This window comes from Williamsia sterculiae (assembly GCF_900156495.1).
In the GTDB taxonomy this organism is placed as follows: Bacteria; Actinomycetota; Actinomycetes; order Mycobacteriales; family Mycobacteriaceae; genus Williamsia_B; species Williamsia_B sterculiae.
Genome location: NZ_FTNT01000006.1, coordinates 236,763 through 249,421 on the forward strand (window position 1 = coordinate 236,763; position 12,659 = coordinate 249,421).

Annotated in this window: 16 protein-coding genes; 6 read left to right on the forward strand and 10 right to left on the reverse strand. The window is 67.0% G+C overall.

Features of this window, described 5'->3' with window-relative positions:
* The first annotated feature begins 95 nt into the window (after positions 1 to 95).
* Positions 96 to 746, forward strand: coding sequence for an acid phosphatase (locus BW971_RS11950; protein WP_076479899.1), 651 nt, complete (start codon positions 96 to 98; stop codon positions 744 to 746).
* Positions 747 to 750: 4 nt separating this feature from the next.
* On the opposite strand, the gene BW971_RS11955 is transcribed toward BW971_RS11950, so the two are convergent.
* Positions 751 to 1,224, reverse strand: coding sequence for a hypothetical protein (locus BW971_RS11955; protein WP_234974375.1), 474 nt, complete (start codon positions 1,222 to 1,224; stop codon positions 751 to 753).
* 91 nt (positions 1,225 to 1,315) lie between these two features.
* On the opposite strand from BW971_RS11955, the gene BW971_RS11960 reads away from it, so the two are divergent.
* Both BW971_RS11960 and BW971_RS11965 read left to right on the forward strand, forming a co-directional pair.
* Positions 1,316 to 2,269 carry a diacylglycerol/lipid kinase family protein gene (locus BW971_RS11960; RefSeq protein WP_076479769.1) on the forward strand — a complete coding sequence of 318 codons (954 nt, stop codon included), beginning with the start codon at positions 1,316 to 1,318 and terminating at the stop codon, positions 2,267 to 2,269.
* A 323-nt stretch (positions 2,270 to 2,592) separates the two neighbouring features.
* Positions 2,593 to 2,847, forward strand: coding sequence for a WhiB family transcriptional regulator (locus tag BW971_RS11965; protein WP_076479771.1), 255 nt, complete (start codon positions 2,593 to 2,595; stop codon positions 2,845 to 2,847).
* A 104-nt stretch (positions 2,848 to 2,951) separates the two neighbouring features.
* On the opposite strand, the gene BW971_RS11970 is transcribed toward BW971_RS11965, so the two are convergent.
* Positions 2,952 to 4,445 (reverse strand): sensor histidine kinase, encoded by a 1,494-nt coding sequence (locus BW971_RS11970; protein ID WP_076479773.1) that lies wholly within the window; start codon positions 4,443 to 4,445, stop codon positions 2,952 to 2,954.
* 34 nt (positions 4,446 to 4,479) lie between these two features.
* The gene (locus tag BW971_RS11975) at positions 4,480 to 4,695 is read right to left on the reverse strand and encodes a biotin/lipoyl-binding carrier protein (protein ID WP_076479775.1); all 216 of its coding nucleotides are present in this window, start codon (positions 4,693 to 4,695) and stop codon (positions 4,480 to 4,482) included.
* A gap of 224 nt (positions 4,696 to 4,919) precedes the next feature.
* Here BW971_RS11975 and BW971_RS22260 point away from each other — a divergent pair, with 224 nt between their 5' ends.
* A complete protein-coding gene (locus BW971_RS22260) occupies positions 4,920 to 4,994 on the forward strand; it encodes a 50S ribosomal protein bL37 (protein ID WP_369758845.1) in 75 nt (24 codons plus the stop codon).
* A 63-nt stretch (positions 4,995 to 5,057) separates the two neighbouring features.
* Here the strand turns inward: BW971_RS22260 and rsrA are convergent, their stop codons facing one another.
* Both rsrA and BW971_RS11985 read right to left on the reverse strand, forming a co-directional pair.
* Complete coding sequence (gene rsrA, locus BW971_RS11980) at positions 5,058 to 5,330, reverse strand: mycothiol system anti-sigma-R factor (protein WP_076479777.1); 273 nt, start codon at positions 5,328 to 5,330, stop codon at positions 5,058 to 5,060.
* Positions 5,327 to 6,130: a sigma-70 family RNA polymerase sigma factor gene (locus tag BW971_RS11985; RefSeq protein ID WP_083709853.1), complete on the reverse strand. Its 804-nt coding sequence runs from the start codon at positions 6,128 to 6,130 to the stop codon at positions 5,327 to 5,329. The genes rsrA and BW971_RS11985 overlap by 4 nt, the downstream gene beginning before the upstream one ends.
* A 196-nt stretch (positions 6,131 to 6,326) precedes the next feature.
* On the opposite strand from BW971_RS11985, the gene BW971_RS11995 reads away from it, so the two are divergent.
* Both BW971_RS11995 and BW971_RS12000 read left to right on the forward strand, forming a co-directional pair.
* Complete coding sequence (locus tag BW971_RS11995; protein WP_076479781.1) at positions 6,327 to 6,809, forward strand: aminoacyl-tRNA deacylase; 483 nt, start codon at positions 6,327 to 6,329, stop codon at positions 6,807 to 6,809.
* A 167-nt stretch (positions 6,810 to 6,976) separates the two neighbouring features.
* Entirely contained in the window at positions 6,977 to 7,690 is a 714-nt protein-coding gene (locus tag BW971_RS12000) for a GAF and ANTAR domain-containing protein (protein ID WP_234974376.1), read from the forward strand.
* A 4-nt stretch (positions 7,691 to 7,694) separates the two neighbouring features.
* Here BW971_RS12000 and BW971_RS12005 read toward each other — a convergent pair whose 3' ends face one another.
* From BW971_RS12005 to BW971_RS12025, 5 genes are all read right to left on the reverse strand, one after another.
* Positions 7,695 to 8,408, reverse strand: a complete 714-nt coding sequence (locus BW971_RS12005) for an HAD family hydrolase (RefSeq protein WP_076479783.1) — start codon at positions 8,406 to 8,408, stop codon at positions 7,695 to 7,697.
* 55 nt (positions 8,409 to 8,463) lie between these two features.
* The gene (locus BW971_RS12010) at positions 8,464 to 9,297 is read right to left on the reverse strand and encodes an SOS response-associated peptidase (RefSeq protein WP_076479905.1); all 834 of its coding nucleotides are present in this window, start codon (positions 9,295 to 9,297) and stop codon (positions 8,464 to 8,466) included.
* 65 nt (positions 9,298 to 9,362) lie between these two features.
* Entirely contained in the window at positions 9,363 to 9,875 is a 513-nt protein-coding gene (soxR, locus tag BW971_RS12015; RefSeq protein WP_076479785.1) for a redox-sensitive transcriptional activator SoxR, read from the reverse strand.
* 133 nt (positions 9,876 to 10,008) lie between these two features.
* Positions 10,009 to 11,514: a fatty acid desaturase family protein gene (locus tag BW971_RS12020; RefSeq protein WP_083709120.1), complete on the reverse strand. Its 1,506-nt coding sequence runs from the start codon at positions 11,512 to 11,514 to the stop codon at positions 10,009 to 10,011.
* 47 nt (positions 11,515 to 11,561) lie between these two features.
* The coding region (locus BW971_RS12025; RefSeq protein WP_076475448.1) for a ferredoxin reductase at positions 11,562 to 12,659 on the reverse strand (1,098 nt) is incomplete at its 5' end.

A 12,659-nucleotide genomic window follows, 5' to 3' on the forward strand; every position in this document is an offset into this window, starting at 1 on the left:
TGGGTACGTCCGTCATCGCATGCGTTCGTGCGGCATCCGATCCCGGCGACATCTCACGTCCGAGCATAGGCGGGCAGGGTGCAGAATGGGTGCTCGTGGGCAGCCCAACGCACCGACTGATCCTGATCCGACACGGTGAGACCGAGTGGTCGGTGACCGGAAAGCACACCGGCAGCACCGACATCGACCTGACCGAGGCCGGGCGCGACCAGGCCACGACCCTGCGCACGCCGCTCGATGACCTGTCGCTGGTCCGTCCGTGGGTCATCTCGTCGCCGAGAACCCGTGCGCGGCGTACCGCCGAACTCGCCGACCTGACAGTCGACGAGGTCTCGGATCTGTTGTGCGAGTGGGACTACGGCGACTACGAGGGATTGACGACCCCGGAGATCAGGCAGACCGATCCGCAGTGGACCATCTGGTCGGCCGGCGCCCCGGGCGGCGAATCGGTGGCGCAGATGAGCGACCGGATCGATCAGGTCATCGCGACCGTCGCGCCGATCATGACCGACCGCGATGTGGTGGTCGTCGCGCACGGCCATTTCAGCCGCAGCCTGCTGGCGCGCTGGATCGACAGCCCCGTCGACGTGGGCGAACATTTCGCGATGCTGCCCGCCTCGTTGGCGGTGCTGACCTTCAACGGTGAGTACCGACAGATCAACAACCTCGGCATCACCGGTTACGCCAGCGCGCACTACGTCGACGCCGGGCGGCCCACCCGCGCCGGGCATTCGGCCGGCACGTGAGCGGTCAGCGACGACGCCGTGGGCGTCCGCGACGCGGGGCCGGGGGTTCGCCGATGCCGTCGTCGACCGGTTCGGTGTCGGGCGCGTAGTCGGCGGCCGACCACCGCACGGCCGACGGACTGAACAGCAAACCGAGGACCAACACCACGACGACGAGCAAGGGCGCCCCGATCCACGGTCGGCCACTATCGGTGAGCAGGGCGAATCCCACCGGAGCCAGCAAGATCTGTGTGACCACCGCGACCGCGCGACCCCACCGACGGCCGGTGAACAGCGCCCAGCCGCCCGCGAACACACCGATTCCGATGAGCGCGAACCAGTAGGTGCCCCCGAAAGCGAACGTCGCCTCTTTACCCGCACCGAACCCGATGACCAGGAACACGACGGCCGCGACCACCGCGACCAGCCCTTCGAACATCACGATCACGCCGGCACGCCGGACGGCGGTGGGCGGCGGGGACGCGGGGCGGGGGCTCACACCGTCAGCCTAGACAGCGGGCACCGGGGTGCGGCGAAGTGATGTCGCGGGATTGTGTGCTCGGCTGCCGCACCCTTTAGGCTCAGGACTCGTGCGCGCGATGCTCATCGTCAACCCTTTCGCGACGTCGACGACCGCAGCCGGGCGCGACGCGCTGGTGAACATGCTCTCCGCACGCCTCGACGTCGTCGTGGAACACACCACCCACCGCGGCCACGCCGGCGAGCTCGCGATCAAGGCGCGTACCGGCGCATTCGACGTGGTGATCGTGCACGGTGGCGACGGCACGGTCAACGAGGTGGTCAACGGCCTGCTGCCGTCCGCGGACGACACCCCGGACTCCACCCTCGCCGACGACCTTCCCGCGCTGGCCGTACTGCCCGGTGGCAGCGCGAACGTCTTCGCCCGCGCGCTGGGGATCGACCCCGACCCGTTGCGGTCGGCCGCGCAGTTGGTCTCGCTGCTGGGCAGCGGGCATCGACGCCGGGTCAGCCTGGGACACGCCAACGGCCGGTGGTTCCTCTTCAACGCGGGCCTCGGGGTGGACGCCGAGGTGGTCGCCGAGATCGAACAACAACGTCGGGCCGGAAAGAAGGCCACCCCCATGCGGTATGTCTGGGCCACCACCAGGGCTTTCCTGACGGCATCGCGCCGCACTCCCGCCTTGACCGTCACGGTCCCGGGTGAGCCCGTGTTGACCGGGGTGCATTTCGCCTTCGTCAGCAACTCCACCCCGTGGACGTTCCTGGGCAACCGCCCCATCGAGACCAACCCGGGCACCGATTTCGACGGCGGCCTCGGTGTCTTTGCGTGCCGGTCGATGAACCCGATCCGCAACACCCCGCTGTTCCTCCAGTTGCTGAGCAACCGCACGCCACGGGGCCGGCAGTTCTTCCGCACCGACGACGTGGCGGGGGCGCGGATCAGCGCCGATACGCCGACGGAGATGCAGATGGACGGTGAACACCTGGGACCGCAGACCGACGTGGTCTTCGGCCACCGGCCCGCGGCGCTTCTGGTCGTCGCGCCGGATCCGCACTCCTGATCGGCCGGACCCCCCAGTAGGTCGTATCCCCAGCCGGGACGGATGCGAGACGAATCCCTCGACACAAACCCCGTCAGAGTAGTACAACGGTCTATGGCTCGGATGAGCGCCCCCGGTATCGGGAGTGATGTTGCACACGTGTTAATGGAATCCCATTGACTTCATCCGGATTCGTGAAAGTATTCACAAGCAACAGTGCGGAAACATTGAGTACGCACAGGTGAACGATTGGTTACAGCCCGAGCCCGTCGGACACACCGTCCATCGGCGTGCCCGGCGCGCCCACATGAGCAGGTGCACCCGCGCACCCAGAAGGAGAAGGAATGGACTGGCGTCACAAGGCCATCTGTCGCGATGAAGACCCCGAACTGTTTTTCCCGGTGGGAACCAGTGGGCCTGCGATCGCGCAGATTGCTGATGCGAAGCTCGTCTGCGCACGCTGCCCCGTCACCGCCGAGTGCCTCTCCTGGGCTCTCGAGTCGGGACAGGACGCCGGCGTGTGGGGTGGGATGAGCGAGGACGAGCGGCGCGCGCTGAAGCGTCGCAACGCCCGCAACCGGCCGCGCACCACCGTCTGAACCAGACATCCGCAACGACCCGGCCGCGATGCGGCCGGGTCGTTCTGCGTGTACAGGGCGGGCCGACGCCCGTGTGGTCGTCGCGCCCCGTGTTGTCGTCGCGCTCAGTGCAGGGGCACCGTGAGCACGGCCTCTGCTCCGCCGCCGTCGGCATCGTGCAACGTCAGCGTGCCGCCGAGTTCCATCCGGACCAGGGTGTGGACGATCTGCAGCCCCAGCCGGTCGCTGCGTTCGGGGTCGAAGCCGGGTGGTAACCCGACCCCGTCGTCGCGCACGATGACGGTCAACGTCCTGGTGGTGCGCTCGGCGCTGACGGTGACCGTGCCGTCCTGCCCCGATCGAAAGCCGTGTTCGGCGGAGTTCTGGATGATCTCGGTCAGCACCATCACCAGCGGCATGGCCAGATCGGCGTGCAGGACGCCGATACCGGTGCGCCGCACGATGCGTACCCGGGCGTCGCCGGGAGACACGTCACCGAGAACCGGGATCAACTGGTCGAGCACGGTGTCGAGGTCGACCTCCTCGTCCACGCTCCCCGACAGCAGTTCGTGGACCAGCGCGATGGACGCGACCCGCCGAACTGCCTCGTCGAGGGCGCGGCGGGCCTCGACATTGTCGGTTCGGCGCGACTGCAGCCGCAACAACGCGGACACGCTCTGCAGGTTGTTCTTCACCCGGTGGTGGATCTCCCGGATCGTCGCGTCCTTGCTGATCAGTGCGCGGTCGCGACGTTTGACCTCGGTGACATCGCGGATGAGTACCGCGGCGCCGGCCCGTGCGCCGCGCGGTCGCAGCGGAACGGCGCGGATCAGCACCGTGGCCCGGCTGGCGTCGGCCTCGATCCGCATCCCCTCCTGCCCGGTGATCGCCTCGGCGATCATCTGCACCGCCTCTCCCGACTCGAACGGGTCGGTCAGCAACGCGGCGATCACGTCGCCGAGCCGGTTGCCGGAGAGTTCCTTGGTCCACCCCATCCGGTGAAACGCCGACAGCGCGTTGGGACTGGCGTAGGTGACCACCCCGTCGTCGTCGATACGGACGAATCCGTCACCCGCGCGTGGCGTCGACAGACCCCGCGGGTTGCCCTCGTGCTGCGGGAAGGTGCCGTCGCAGACCATCTGACACAGGTCGTGCGCGCAGTCCTGATACGCCAATTCCAGCGGCGACGGCAGACGTGGGGTGGTCAGGTTCACGGACCTGACCAACACCGCGATGACGGCCGGGTCCGCCACAGCGTCGTCGGTGTCGCGGAATCGGACAGGCACCGCCTCACGACGTACCGCGGTCGACCCGATCCAGGTCGGATCCTCCTCACGCAGGATCCTGCCGATGCCGAACGCGGCCACCGCCTGTGGATCGTCATCTGCGGTGACGATGTTGCCCACCGCATCGGCGGGCGACACCGTGGGTGCGGTGTTGGGACGGCACTGGGCCACACAGATCAGGCTGTCGGTCGGCTCGGCGCGTACGTACATGACGACGTCCGCGAACGAGAGGTCCGCCAACAGTTGCCATTCGGCGACCACCCGCTGCAGGTGTCCCGCAGCGTCACCCGACAGGTGGGTGTGCTCGGCGAGCAACTCCGCAAGGGTCGACACTCAGGCCTCTGCAGTGGGGGCGTCCGGTGGGCGATCAGTCGATGACGGCGATGAGGTCTCCGGCCTGGATGACGTCACCCACCGCGACCTTGACGTCGGAGATGGTGCCAGGCTCCTCGGCGAGCACCGGGATCTCCATCTTCATCGATTCGAGCAACACCAGGGTGTCGCCGGTGTCGACGGCCTGCCCGGGGGTGACGACCACTTCGAGAACGCTCGCCACGATCTCTGCCACGACCTCTTCGGCCATCGTCGTCACCCTTCTGCCGGCTGTGGGACGTCGTCGCGATGCGACTCGCGACTGACAGCCAATCTATCGCAGCTCCGGTCTCGCCGACGCGGGACGCGACGGTCCGCGGGCGACCGGGGACGACGACGGATTTCGGCCTCCGCGGCGCTCGTGGAAGAATGAACACTCTGTGGTGACGACCCGCGTGGTGACGCCGCACGTGACCGACGAACAAGGAGGAAGCCATGGGTAAGCGCGGACGCAAGAAGCGTGCTCGCAAGAAGAACGCCGCCAATCACGGCAAGCGCCCCAACGCCTGACAGCAGGCCATCCACGACACAGGCCGGACCCGACGGGTCCGGCCTGTTGTCGTCGTTGGTGGCTCAGTCGACGTCGGTGACGATGACCGTCTTGCGGATCTCCAGAGTCAGTCGCTCGCGGAGGCCACTCGGTGCCTGATCTCCGCCGCACTTGCGGCTGATCAGGCTCTTCAGCTGTTGCTCGATGCCGTAGTGCTCCAGACACGGTTTGCAGGTGTCGATGTGACACTGCAGACGTCGCCGGGCCTGCTCGTCGCATTCGTTGTCCAGCAGCAACCACACATCCGCGATCACCGCCGAACAGTCGAGCCGCTCGAATTCCTCGGGGGTGCTCATCGGACCACCTCTCCAGTCTCACTCTGCTGCGAGTCTTCCGACCGCGACCCGCGGTTGAATCCACGCTCACGCGCCACGTCGGCGAGCAGTTCCCGCAACTGCTTGCGACCACGGTGCAGCCGCGACATCACGGTGCCGATGGGCGTGTCCATGATCTGCGCGATCTCCTTGTAGGGCAGTCCCTCGACGTCGGCGTAATACACCGCCATCCGAAAGTCCTCCGGCAGCGATTGCAACGCGTTCTTGATGTCGTCGTCGGGCAGCGCGTCCAGCGCCTCGATCTCCGCCGAGCGCAGACCGGTGGAGGTGTGTTCGGCGGTCGCCGCGAGTTGCCAATCGGTGATCTCGTCGGTCGGATACTGCGCCGGCTGTCGCTGCCGCTTGCGGTAACCGTTGATGTAGGTGTTGGTGAGGATCCGGTAGAGCCAGGCCTTCAGATTGGTGCCCTCTTTGAAGGACCGGAACGCGGTGAACGCCTTGACGTACATCTCCTGCACCAGGTCCTCGGCGTCGGCCGGATTGCGGGTCATCCGCAACGCCGCGCCGTACATCTGGTCGAGCAGGGGCAGTGCGTCGCGTTCGAACCGCGCGGCCCGCTCGTCGGCGGTCTCCTCCGCCGGTGCACGATTGCCGTCGGCATCCGCTTCCGGGGTGGTTCCGGCGGTGTCGGCTTCGGTCACAACGATCCCTCCGGTCGGCGTGGCGGACCGCGGTCGCGATCGCGCTACGTCGGTCGAGTTTACCGACCGTCCCGGCGCCACCACCGTGCTGTCTCCGGTCAGTACGACCCCGACATCCATCGATCCGCCGAGCCCGGGCCGCGACGCCACGCGTTCGAGACACTGTGTCGACAACGCCGCACACCTCCTCACCGTTCTGATCACCGATCGTCTGCAATATCGTGCTGTGCAACAGACCGGTGCGCCGGATTGTTCCGGACGTCACCTCTGACGGTGCCGACCACCTGCGGACGACCGGGGAAGGTGTGGTGAGCGCATGGCGGCGACCCCGGCGATCGCTGTCCTCGAACGTGCGCGAATCCCGCACACCGTGCACCGCTACCCGCACCACGGCGCCGGGCGGTCGTTCGGCGATGATGCCGTGGACGCGATGGTCACCGCACTCGGCGTGGTCCCGGGCCAGGTGTTCAAGACCCTGGTGATCAGCGGACCGGACATCCTCGCCACCGCCGTTATCCCGGTGCCCGCCCACCTGTCGATGAAGGCGACGGCCCGCGCACTCGGGGTGCCGAGGGTCGCGATGGCCGACCCCGCAGTGGTCACCCGGGCCACCGGATACGTCCTCGGTGGCGTGTCACCCCTGGGTCAGCGGAATCGACTGGCCACCGTGGTGGATGTATCGGCACAGCAGTGGCCGACCGTGCTGTGCAGCGCGGGCAGGCGCGGCATGGAGATCCAGTTGTCGCCCGCCGATCTGATCTCGTTGTGTGCTGCGACGACCGCCGATCTCACCGTGTGACGGTGGACCATGTTGCCGGTGGCCCGGCGCGCTGATTACCATCTGCCCATCAGTTCTCCTGAGCAGTGCGTTCGGAGTTGATGGCGGGCCGACAGCCGGTCAGTCCCCTCGCGGTCATGAATCGGGCGCGACAGAACGGCACTGCCGGTGATTGGATGGTGAACCCCGTGACGGAAGTCGATGGAGACCTCGACACCCAGCAGAACGCCGACATCTCTCGGCAACTGGCCGCTCTTGCCCGACGCTTCCGTGAAGGCGGCGAGACCACCGAGTCGAGTCTGGCGGTGATCGCCGAGGCCGGCGCCGACAGCGTTCCGGCGTCACAGGCGTCGAGCATCACCCTGGTCGACCGCGCCGGAGTCGTCCAGACGCCGATCTTCGTCGGTGAGCTGGCCCGTCAGGCCGACGACCTGCAACGCACACTCGGCGAGGGCCCGTGCATCCGCTCGGCGATGGACCTCGAGACCGTCGTCATCGACGACACCACCACCGACCCGCGGTGGCCACGGTTCGGCCCGGCGGTCGCCGAACTCGGGGTGCGGTCGATGGTGTGCTGCGGGCTCTACGTCGACAACAACGGCTACGGCGCCCTGAACTTCCATTCCCGCAGTCCGGGGGCTTTCGACGCCGAGTCGGTGTCGTTCGCGGAGTTGTTCGCGGCGCACGCCGCGGTGGCCTTCTCCGCCGCCAAGGAAGCCGAGCAGATCCGGGCGGCGCTGACCAACCGCGACATCATCGGGCAGGCCAAGGGCATGATCATGGAACGCTACGGACTCGACTCCGAGGCCGCGTTCAGTCTGCTCGCCCGGCTCTCGCAGGACTCCAACGTCAAGCTCTACGAGGTGGCCCAACAGGTCGTGGAGGCGGGCCCCGACAGCTGAGGGCTCATCGCCGGGCAGCGACTTCGTCGAAGTGTTCGACGATGTCGGCGGGGTCGCGGTAGACCCGTGCTGCACCGGCGTCGGTCAACTCGGCCGCACCGATCCCACCGCTGAGCAGTCCCACGGATCGCACCCCGATCTTGGTGGCGGCCTGTGCATCCCATGTGGCATCGCCGAACATGATGGCGTCGGCCGCCGACGTACCCGCCCGGTCGAGCGCCACCTGGACCACGGACGCGTCGGGCTTGGCAGTGTCCACGTCCTCTCCCGACGTCACGGCGTCCACCCACTGCTCCACGTCGAGCAGTCGGCGCAGGATGTCCAGTTCCTGCTGCGGGGCAGACGTCGCGAGCACCACCGTCATCCCACGTTCGGCGGCCAGCCGGATCAGTGCGCGTGCCCCCGGGAGCACGGCCAGGTGGTCGGCGCGCGCCAGATAGTTCTCACTGTGTCCGCCGGATGCGCGATCGGCGATGTCCTGGTACCGATCCGAGGCCTCGTCCACCCCGTGTGCCGACAGCAGGGCCTGCACCAGCAGACTGCCGTCCTTACCGATCTGGCGGTGGATCTCCCAGGCCGGGATGGTCACTCCGCAGTCGGCGAACGCGCGCAACCACGCGTCGACGTGCGGGTACACCGAGTCGACCAGTGTGCCGTCGATGTCGAAGAGAAAAGCTTGTCGGGTACTGCCCCCGAAGCCGGGTTCGGTGTCGCTCATGGATGTCCTCCATCGTCGGCGCGATTCGGGTCGCGCGGGTCGAGACCGGCGTGCCTCAGAGCAGCGTGCCCTGTTCGGGGTGCGGCTCCACCGGCGCCAGCAGATCCGGGCTGTTGTTGGCCACCTTGTTGACCAGGGTTGACACCTCGCGGATGTCGATGGCGGCGGCCACATCCGGTGCCGGCGGCCCGAGCAGCTCGGTGGGTGCCGGGTGGTCCGGGTCGAGCCACTCCGTCCAGGTCTCGAACGGCATGATCAGCGGCATCCGGTCGTGGATACCGCGCAGATCCCCCACCGCGTCCGCGGTGATGATGGTGCAGCTGAGCACCGGGGCGCCGTTCTGCCCGCTCCCCCCGTCGCCGCCGTTGTCGGCGGCACGCGGGCGCCACACCGACCACAAACCGGCCATGAACACCCGGCTACCGTCCTGCGGCGACATGAAATACGGGGTCTTCGTCGGTTTACCGTCGGCGCCTGCTCCGCCCTTACGCCATTCGTACCAGCCGTCCATCGGGACCAGGCACCGGCGGGACTTCACCGATGCCCGGAAAGCACTCTTCTCGGTGACGGTCTCGGCACGGGCGTTGAACAGCAGGGGCCCCTTGCCGATCTCTTTGCTCCAGGCGGGCACCAACCCCCACCGCATCGCGCGGATCCGCAGCGCGGGGTCGTCGTCCGGGTGATCGTGCGAATGCCGTGCCACCACTGTCATCACCGAACTGGTGGGTGCCACGTTGTAGTTGACCCCGGGAGTACGAGGGGCCTCCTTCCGCTCGGCCGGGTCCTCGACGTCGTCGGTGGAGCCCGTCACCGTGCTCACCTCGTCGACGGCGTCGAGTTCGGCGGCCAGCCGGGCCGGGTCGGTGGTGACCGCGAATCGTCCGCACATGGTGTCCATGTTGGCACGCCGGTCCGACGCGGGTGACGGCCCGAACGCCGTCGGCCGGTGGAGCGCTATCCGGTCTCGCCGACCTCGCGGTCGTGGGTGGCCCCGGTGTGGGCGGCGTCGAAGACGCGTTGGGGCCCCGCGGCGTGTTCACCGAGCCGGTCACCGGGGTTGGCCAGCGTGCAACTGCGCAGCGACAGGCATCCGCAGCCGATGCAGCCGGTGAGATCGTCACGCAACCGGATCATGTCCTCGATACGTGCGGTCAGATCCGTCTTCCAGGACGCCGACAGTCGCGCCCAGTCGGCACGGGTGGGGGTTCGCTCCGAAGGCAGTTCGTCAAGGGCACGTTTGATCATCGCCAGCGGTATGCCGACCCGCTGCGAGATGCGGATGAACGCGACCCGACGCAGGGTGTCGCGTGCGTACCGACGCTGGTTCCCCGAGGTCCGACGACTGGTCAACAGTCCCTGACGTTCGTAGAAGTGCAGCGCGGACACCGCCACCCCGCTGCGCGCGGCGAGCTGTCCGACGGTCAACTCCTTGGCCTGGATCGCCGACGGTCGACCGACTCCGGTCATGCCCCCGCCCCGATCATCGTGCAGCCTCGCTCATGCCCCCGATGGTAGGGGTGCGGCGGATGGCCGAGAGATACCCGGTCCCGGCTGTCGAAACTCGTGATGTGACAGCCCCTCCCCACCTTGTGGTGGTGGTTTAGGTGCGGGGTGGGGGTGTGACGTGGGTGGCGTTGTTGGTGTTGGGGTGTTCGGGTCCGGTGGTGGGGTGGTTGGTGTCGGGGTTGGGGTGGGGGATGCGGTTGCGGGAGTGGGTGGCTTCGCTGGGTCGGGTGGGGGTGGGTGCGGAGTGGGGTGGTCGGTGGTAGGGGCCGGGTTTGGGTCGGGGGTGTCCGCCGGGTAGGGCCAGGCGCAGGATGGTGCGTTGGACTTGTGCCCATTGGCGGTGGAAGGGTCCGGTGTTGTAGGGCAGTCCGTAGCGTTGGCAGATGTCTTTGACCCGGGGTGCGACCTGGGCGTAGCGGGTGGAGGGCATGTCGGGGTAGAGGTGGTGTTCGACTTGGTAGCCGAGGTTGCCGGAGATGATGTGGAACAGGGGGGAGCCCTCGATGTTCGCGGCGCCGATCAGTTGCCGGGCGTACCAGCCGCCGCGGGTCTCGTCTGCGGTCTCGTCCTGGGAGAAGGTGTAGGCCTGGTCGGGGAAATGGCCGCAGAAGATGATCGCGTTCGACCACACGTTGCGGATCAGGTTGGCCACGAAATCGGCGCCCGCGGTCCGCAGGAAGGTGTCCTCGGCGCCGGGTAACACCCGGTCGGCGGCCGCGGCGAGCAGGGTGACCGGGCCCAGGTGGGTTCGACGGTTGACGGTACGCAGCAGCCGCCCGGTCCGGGAGGTGGCGGGTTGATCGAGACGCCCACCGGTCAGGGTGTGGGTGGCGAGGAACGCTGCCGCCGACACGGCGGGCCAGCCGAGGTAGTCCTTGACGATCTGGCGTCGGGCTTTGCCGGCGATGCCTTTCAGGTCGTGGATGATCTCGGCGGCGGGTTTGTCGCCGCGGCGGATCGCTTCGATGTCCAGGTCGTGTACGGCCACGCCCCACTCGAAAAACGCCATCAACACCACGTTGTAGAACGGTTGCAGCAGATACACCGGTGACCAGGGTTGGTGGGGGTCGATCCGCATGATCTCGTAGCCGAGGTCTTTGTCTTTACCGCGGATGTTGGTGTAGGTGTGGTGCACATAGTTGTGGGAATGTTTCCACGCTTCCGCGGTGGAGGCGGTGTCCCAGTCCCACACCGAGGAATGGATGTCGGGGTCGTTCATCCAGTCCCACTGACCGTGCATCACGTTGTGCCCGATCTCCATGTTCTCCAGGATCTTCGCCATCCCCAGACACGCGGTGCCCACCACCCACGCCGGGGTGGACCGCGAGTTGAGCAACACCACCCGACCCAACACCGCCAACTGTCGTTGCGCGGCGATCACCGACTTGATGTACCGCCGATCACCATCACCGAGGTCGGCGTACACATCGTCATGGATCGCGTCGAACTCCTTGCCCAACAACTCGATGTCCTCATCAGACAAATGCGCCAACGGATGCGGTTGCCCATCCGGGCCCACCCCGTACACCCGCGCCCCCGAACGATCACCATCCCCACCGTAGGAAGTCGTGTCGGTGCGGTCAGTGGCATGTGTGGTCATGATGTGTTCTCCCAAATAATTGTTGTACTACAGGCCCCGGGCAGGGGTCACAGTTTGACGGTGACCTCACCCTCAGCGGTATGCACACAGATCCGGATGGCCTGGCCCTGCGGCGAGGACACCTCCCCGGTCCGCAGATCCCGCACCTGCCCCGCATCCAGAACCCCGGTACACGTATGACAGATCCCGATCCGACACCCGAACTTCAACTCCAACCCCGCATCCTCCCCGGCCTGCAAGATCGGTTGCCCCGGCTCACACGTGGCCTCGGCCCCGGACTTGGCGAACCGCACCACCCCACCCTCACCCTCACCCGGATCCCCCCCGATCACCGGCTGGAACCGCTCCAGATGAATCCGCTCCGCGACATCGTGGGTGTCCCAGAACTCGACGAGATCGTCCAACAACTCCGACGGCCCCGAACACAACGCCTCCCGCTGCGACCAATCCGGACACCACGACTCGATATCGGCCACCGACATCCGCCCGTCATCACCACTGACCCGCACATGCAGATCAAACCCGTCATGACGATCCGCGAAATCATCCAACTCATCAGCGAACATCAACTGCTCACGCTCACGCACCGAATGGATCACCACCACATCAGCCATCCGATCCCGCCGATCCAACGCCCGCAACATACTCATGATCGGAGTGATCCCACTACCCGCACTGACGAACAACAACTTCGACGGCAACGGATCAGGCAACGTGAACACACCCTCGATCTCACCGAGCCGCACAATCTCACCCGGCCGCAACCGCTGCACCAAAAACGGTGACACCGTCCCATCCGGCACCAACTTCGGCGACACACTGATCAACCCATCACGCGGATCCGGATCCGACGTCAACGAATACGCCCGCCAATGAAACACCCCATCCACCACCACACCCAACCGCACATACTGCCCCGGCAAATGACCCGGCCACTCATACCCCGGCCGAATCCACACCGTCGCCGCCGACGACCCCTCCGACTCCACCTCCACCACCCGACCACGCAACTCCCGCGTCGTCCACAACGGATTGATCATCTCCACGTAATCATCCGGACGCAACGGATTGAACAACCCCGTCACCGCCCGCATAAACCCCCGCCGCACCGGCGACACCCGAGGAACCGCACCACGCTCAGCCAT

What these genes read in the sequence shown, in the direction of transcription:
- BW971_RS11965 (WP_076479771.1), top strand. Translation starts at nt 2,593, where the DNA reads ATGGACTGGCGTCACAAGGCCATCTGTCGCGATGAAGACCCCGAACTG.
- BW971_RS11975 (WP_076479775.1), bottom strand. Translation starts at nt 4,695, where the DNA reads ATGGCCGAAGAGGTCGTGGCAGAGATCGTGGCGAGCGTTCTCGAAGTG.
- rsrA (WP_076479777.1), bottom strand. Translation starts at nt 5,330, where the DNA reads ATGAGCACCCCCGAGGAATTCGAGCGGCTCGACTGTTCGGCGGTGATC.
- BW971_RS11985 (WP_083709853.1), bottom strand. Translation starts at nt 6,130, where the DNA reads ATGGATGTCGGGGTCGTACTGACCGGAGACAGCACGGTGGTGGCGCCG.
- BW971_RS11995 (WP_076479781.1), top strand. Translation starts at nt 6,327, where the DNA reads ATGGCGGCGACCCCGGCGATCGCTGTCCTCGAACGTGCGCGAATCCCG.
- BW971_RS12005 (WP_076479783.1), bottom strand. Translation starts at nt 8,408, where the DNA reads ATGAGCGACACCGAACCCGGCTTCGGGGGCAGTACCCGACAAGCTTTT.
- BW971_RS12010 (WP_076479905.1), bottom strand. Translation starts at nt 9,297, where the DNA reads ATGTGCGGACGATTCGCGGTCACCACCGACCCGGCCCGGCTGGCCGCC.
- soxR (WP_076479785.1), bottom strand. Translation starts at nt 9,875, where the DNA reads ATGACCGGAGTCGGTCGACCGTCGGCGATCCAGGCCAAGGAGTTGACC.
- BW971_RS12020 (WP_083709120.1), bottom strand. Translation starts at nt 11,514, where the DNA reads ATGACCACACATGCCACTGACCGCACCGACACGACTTCCTACGGTGGG.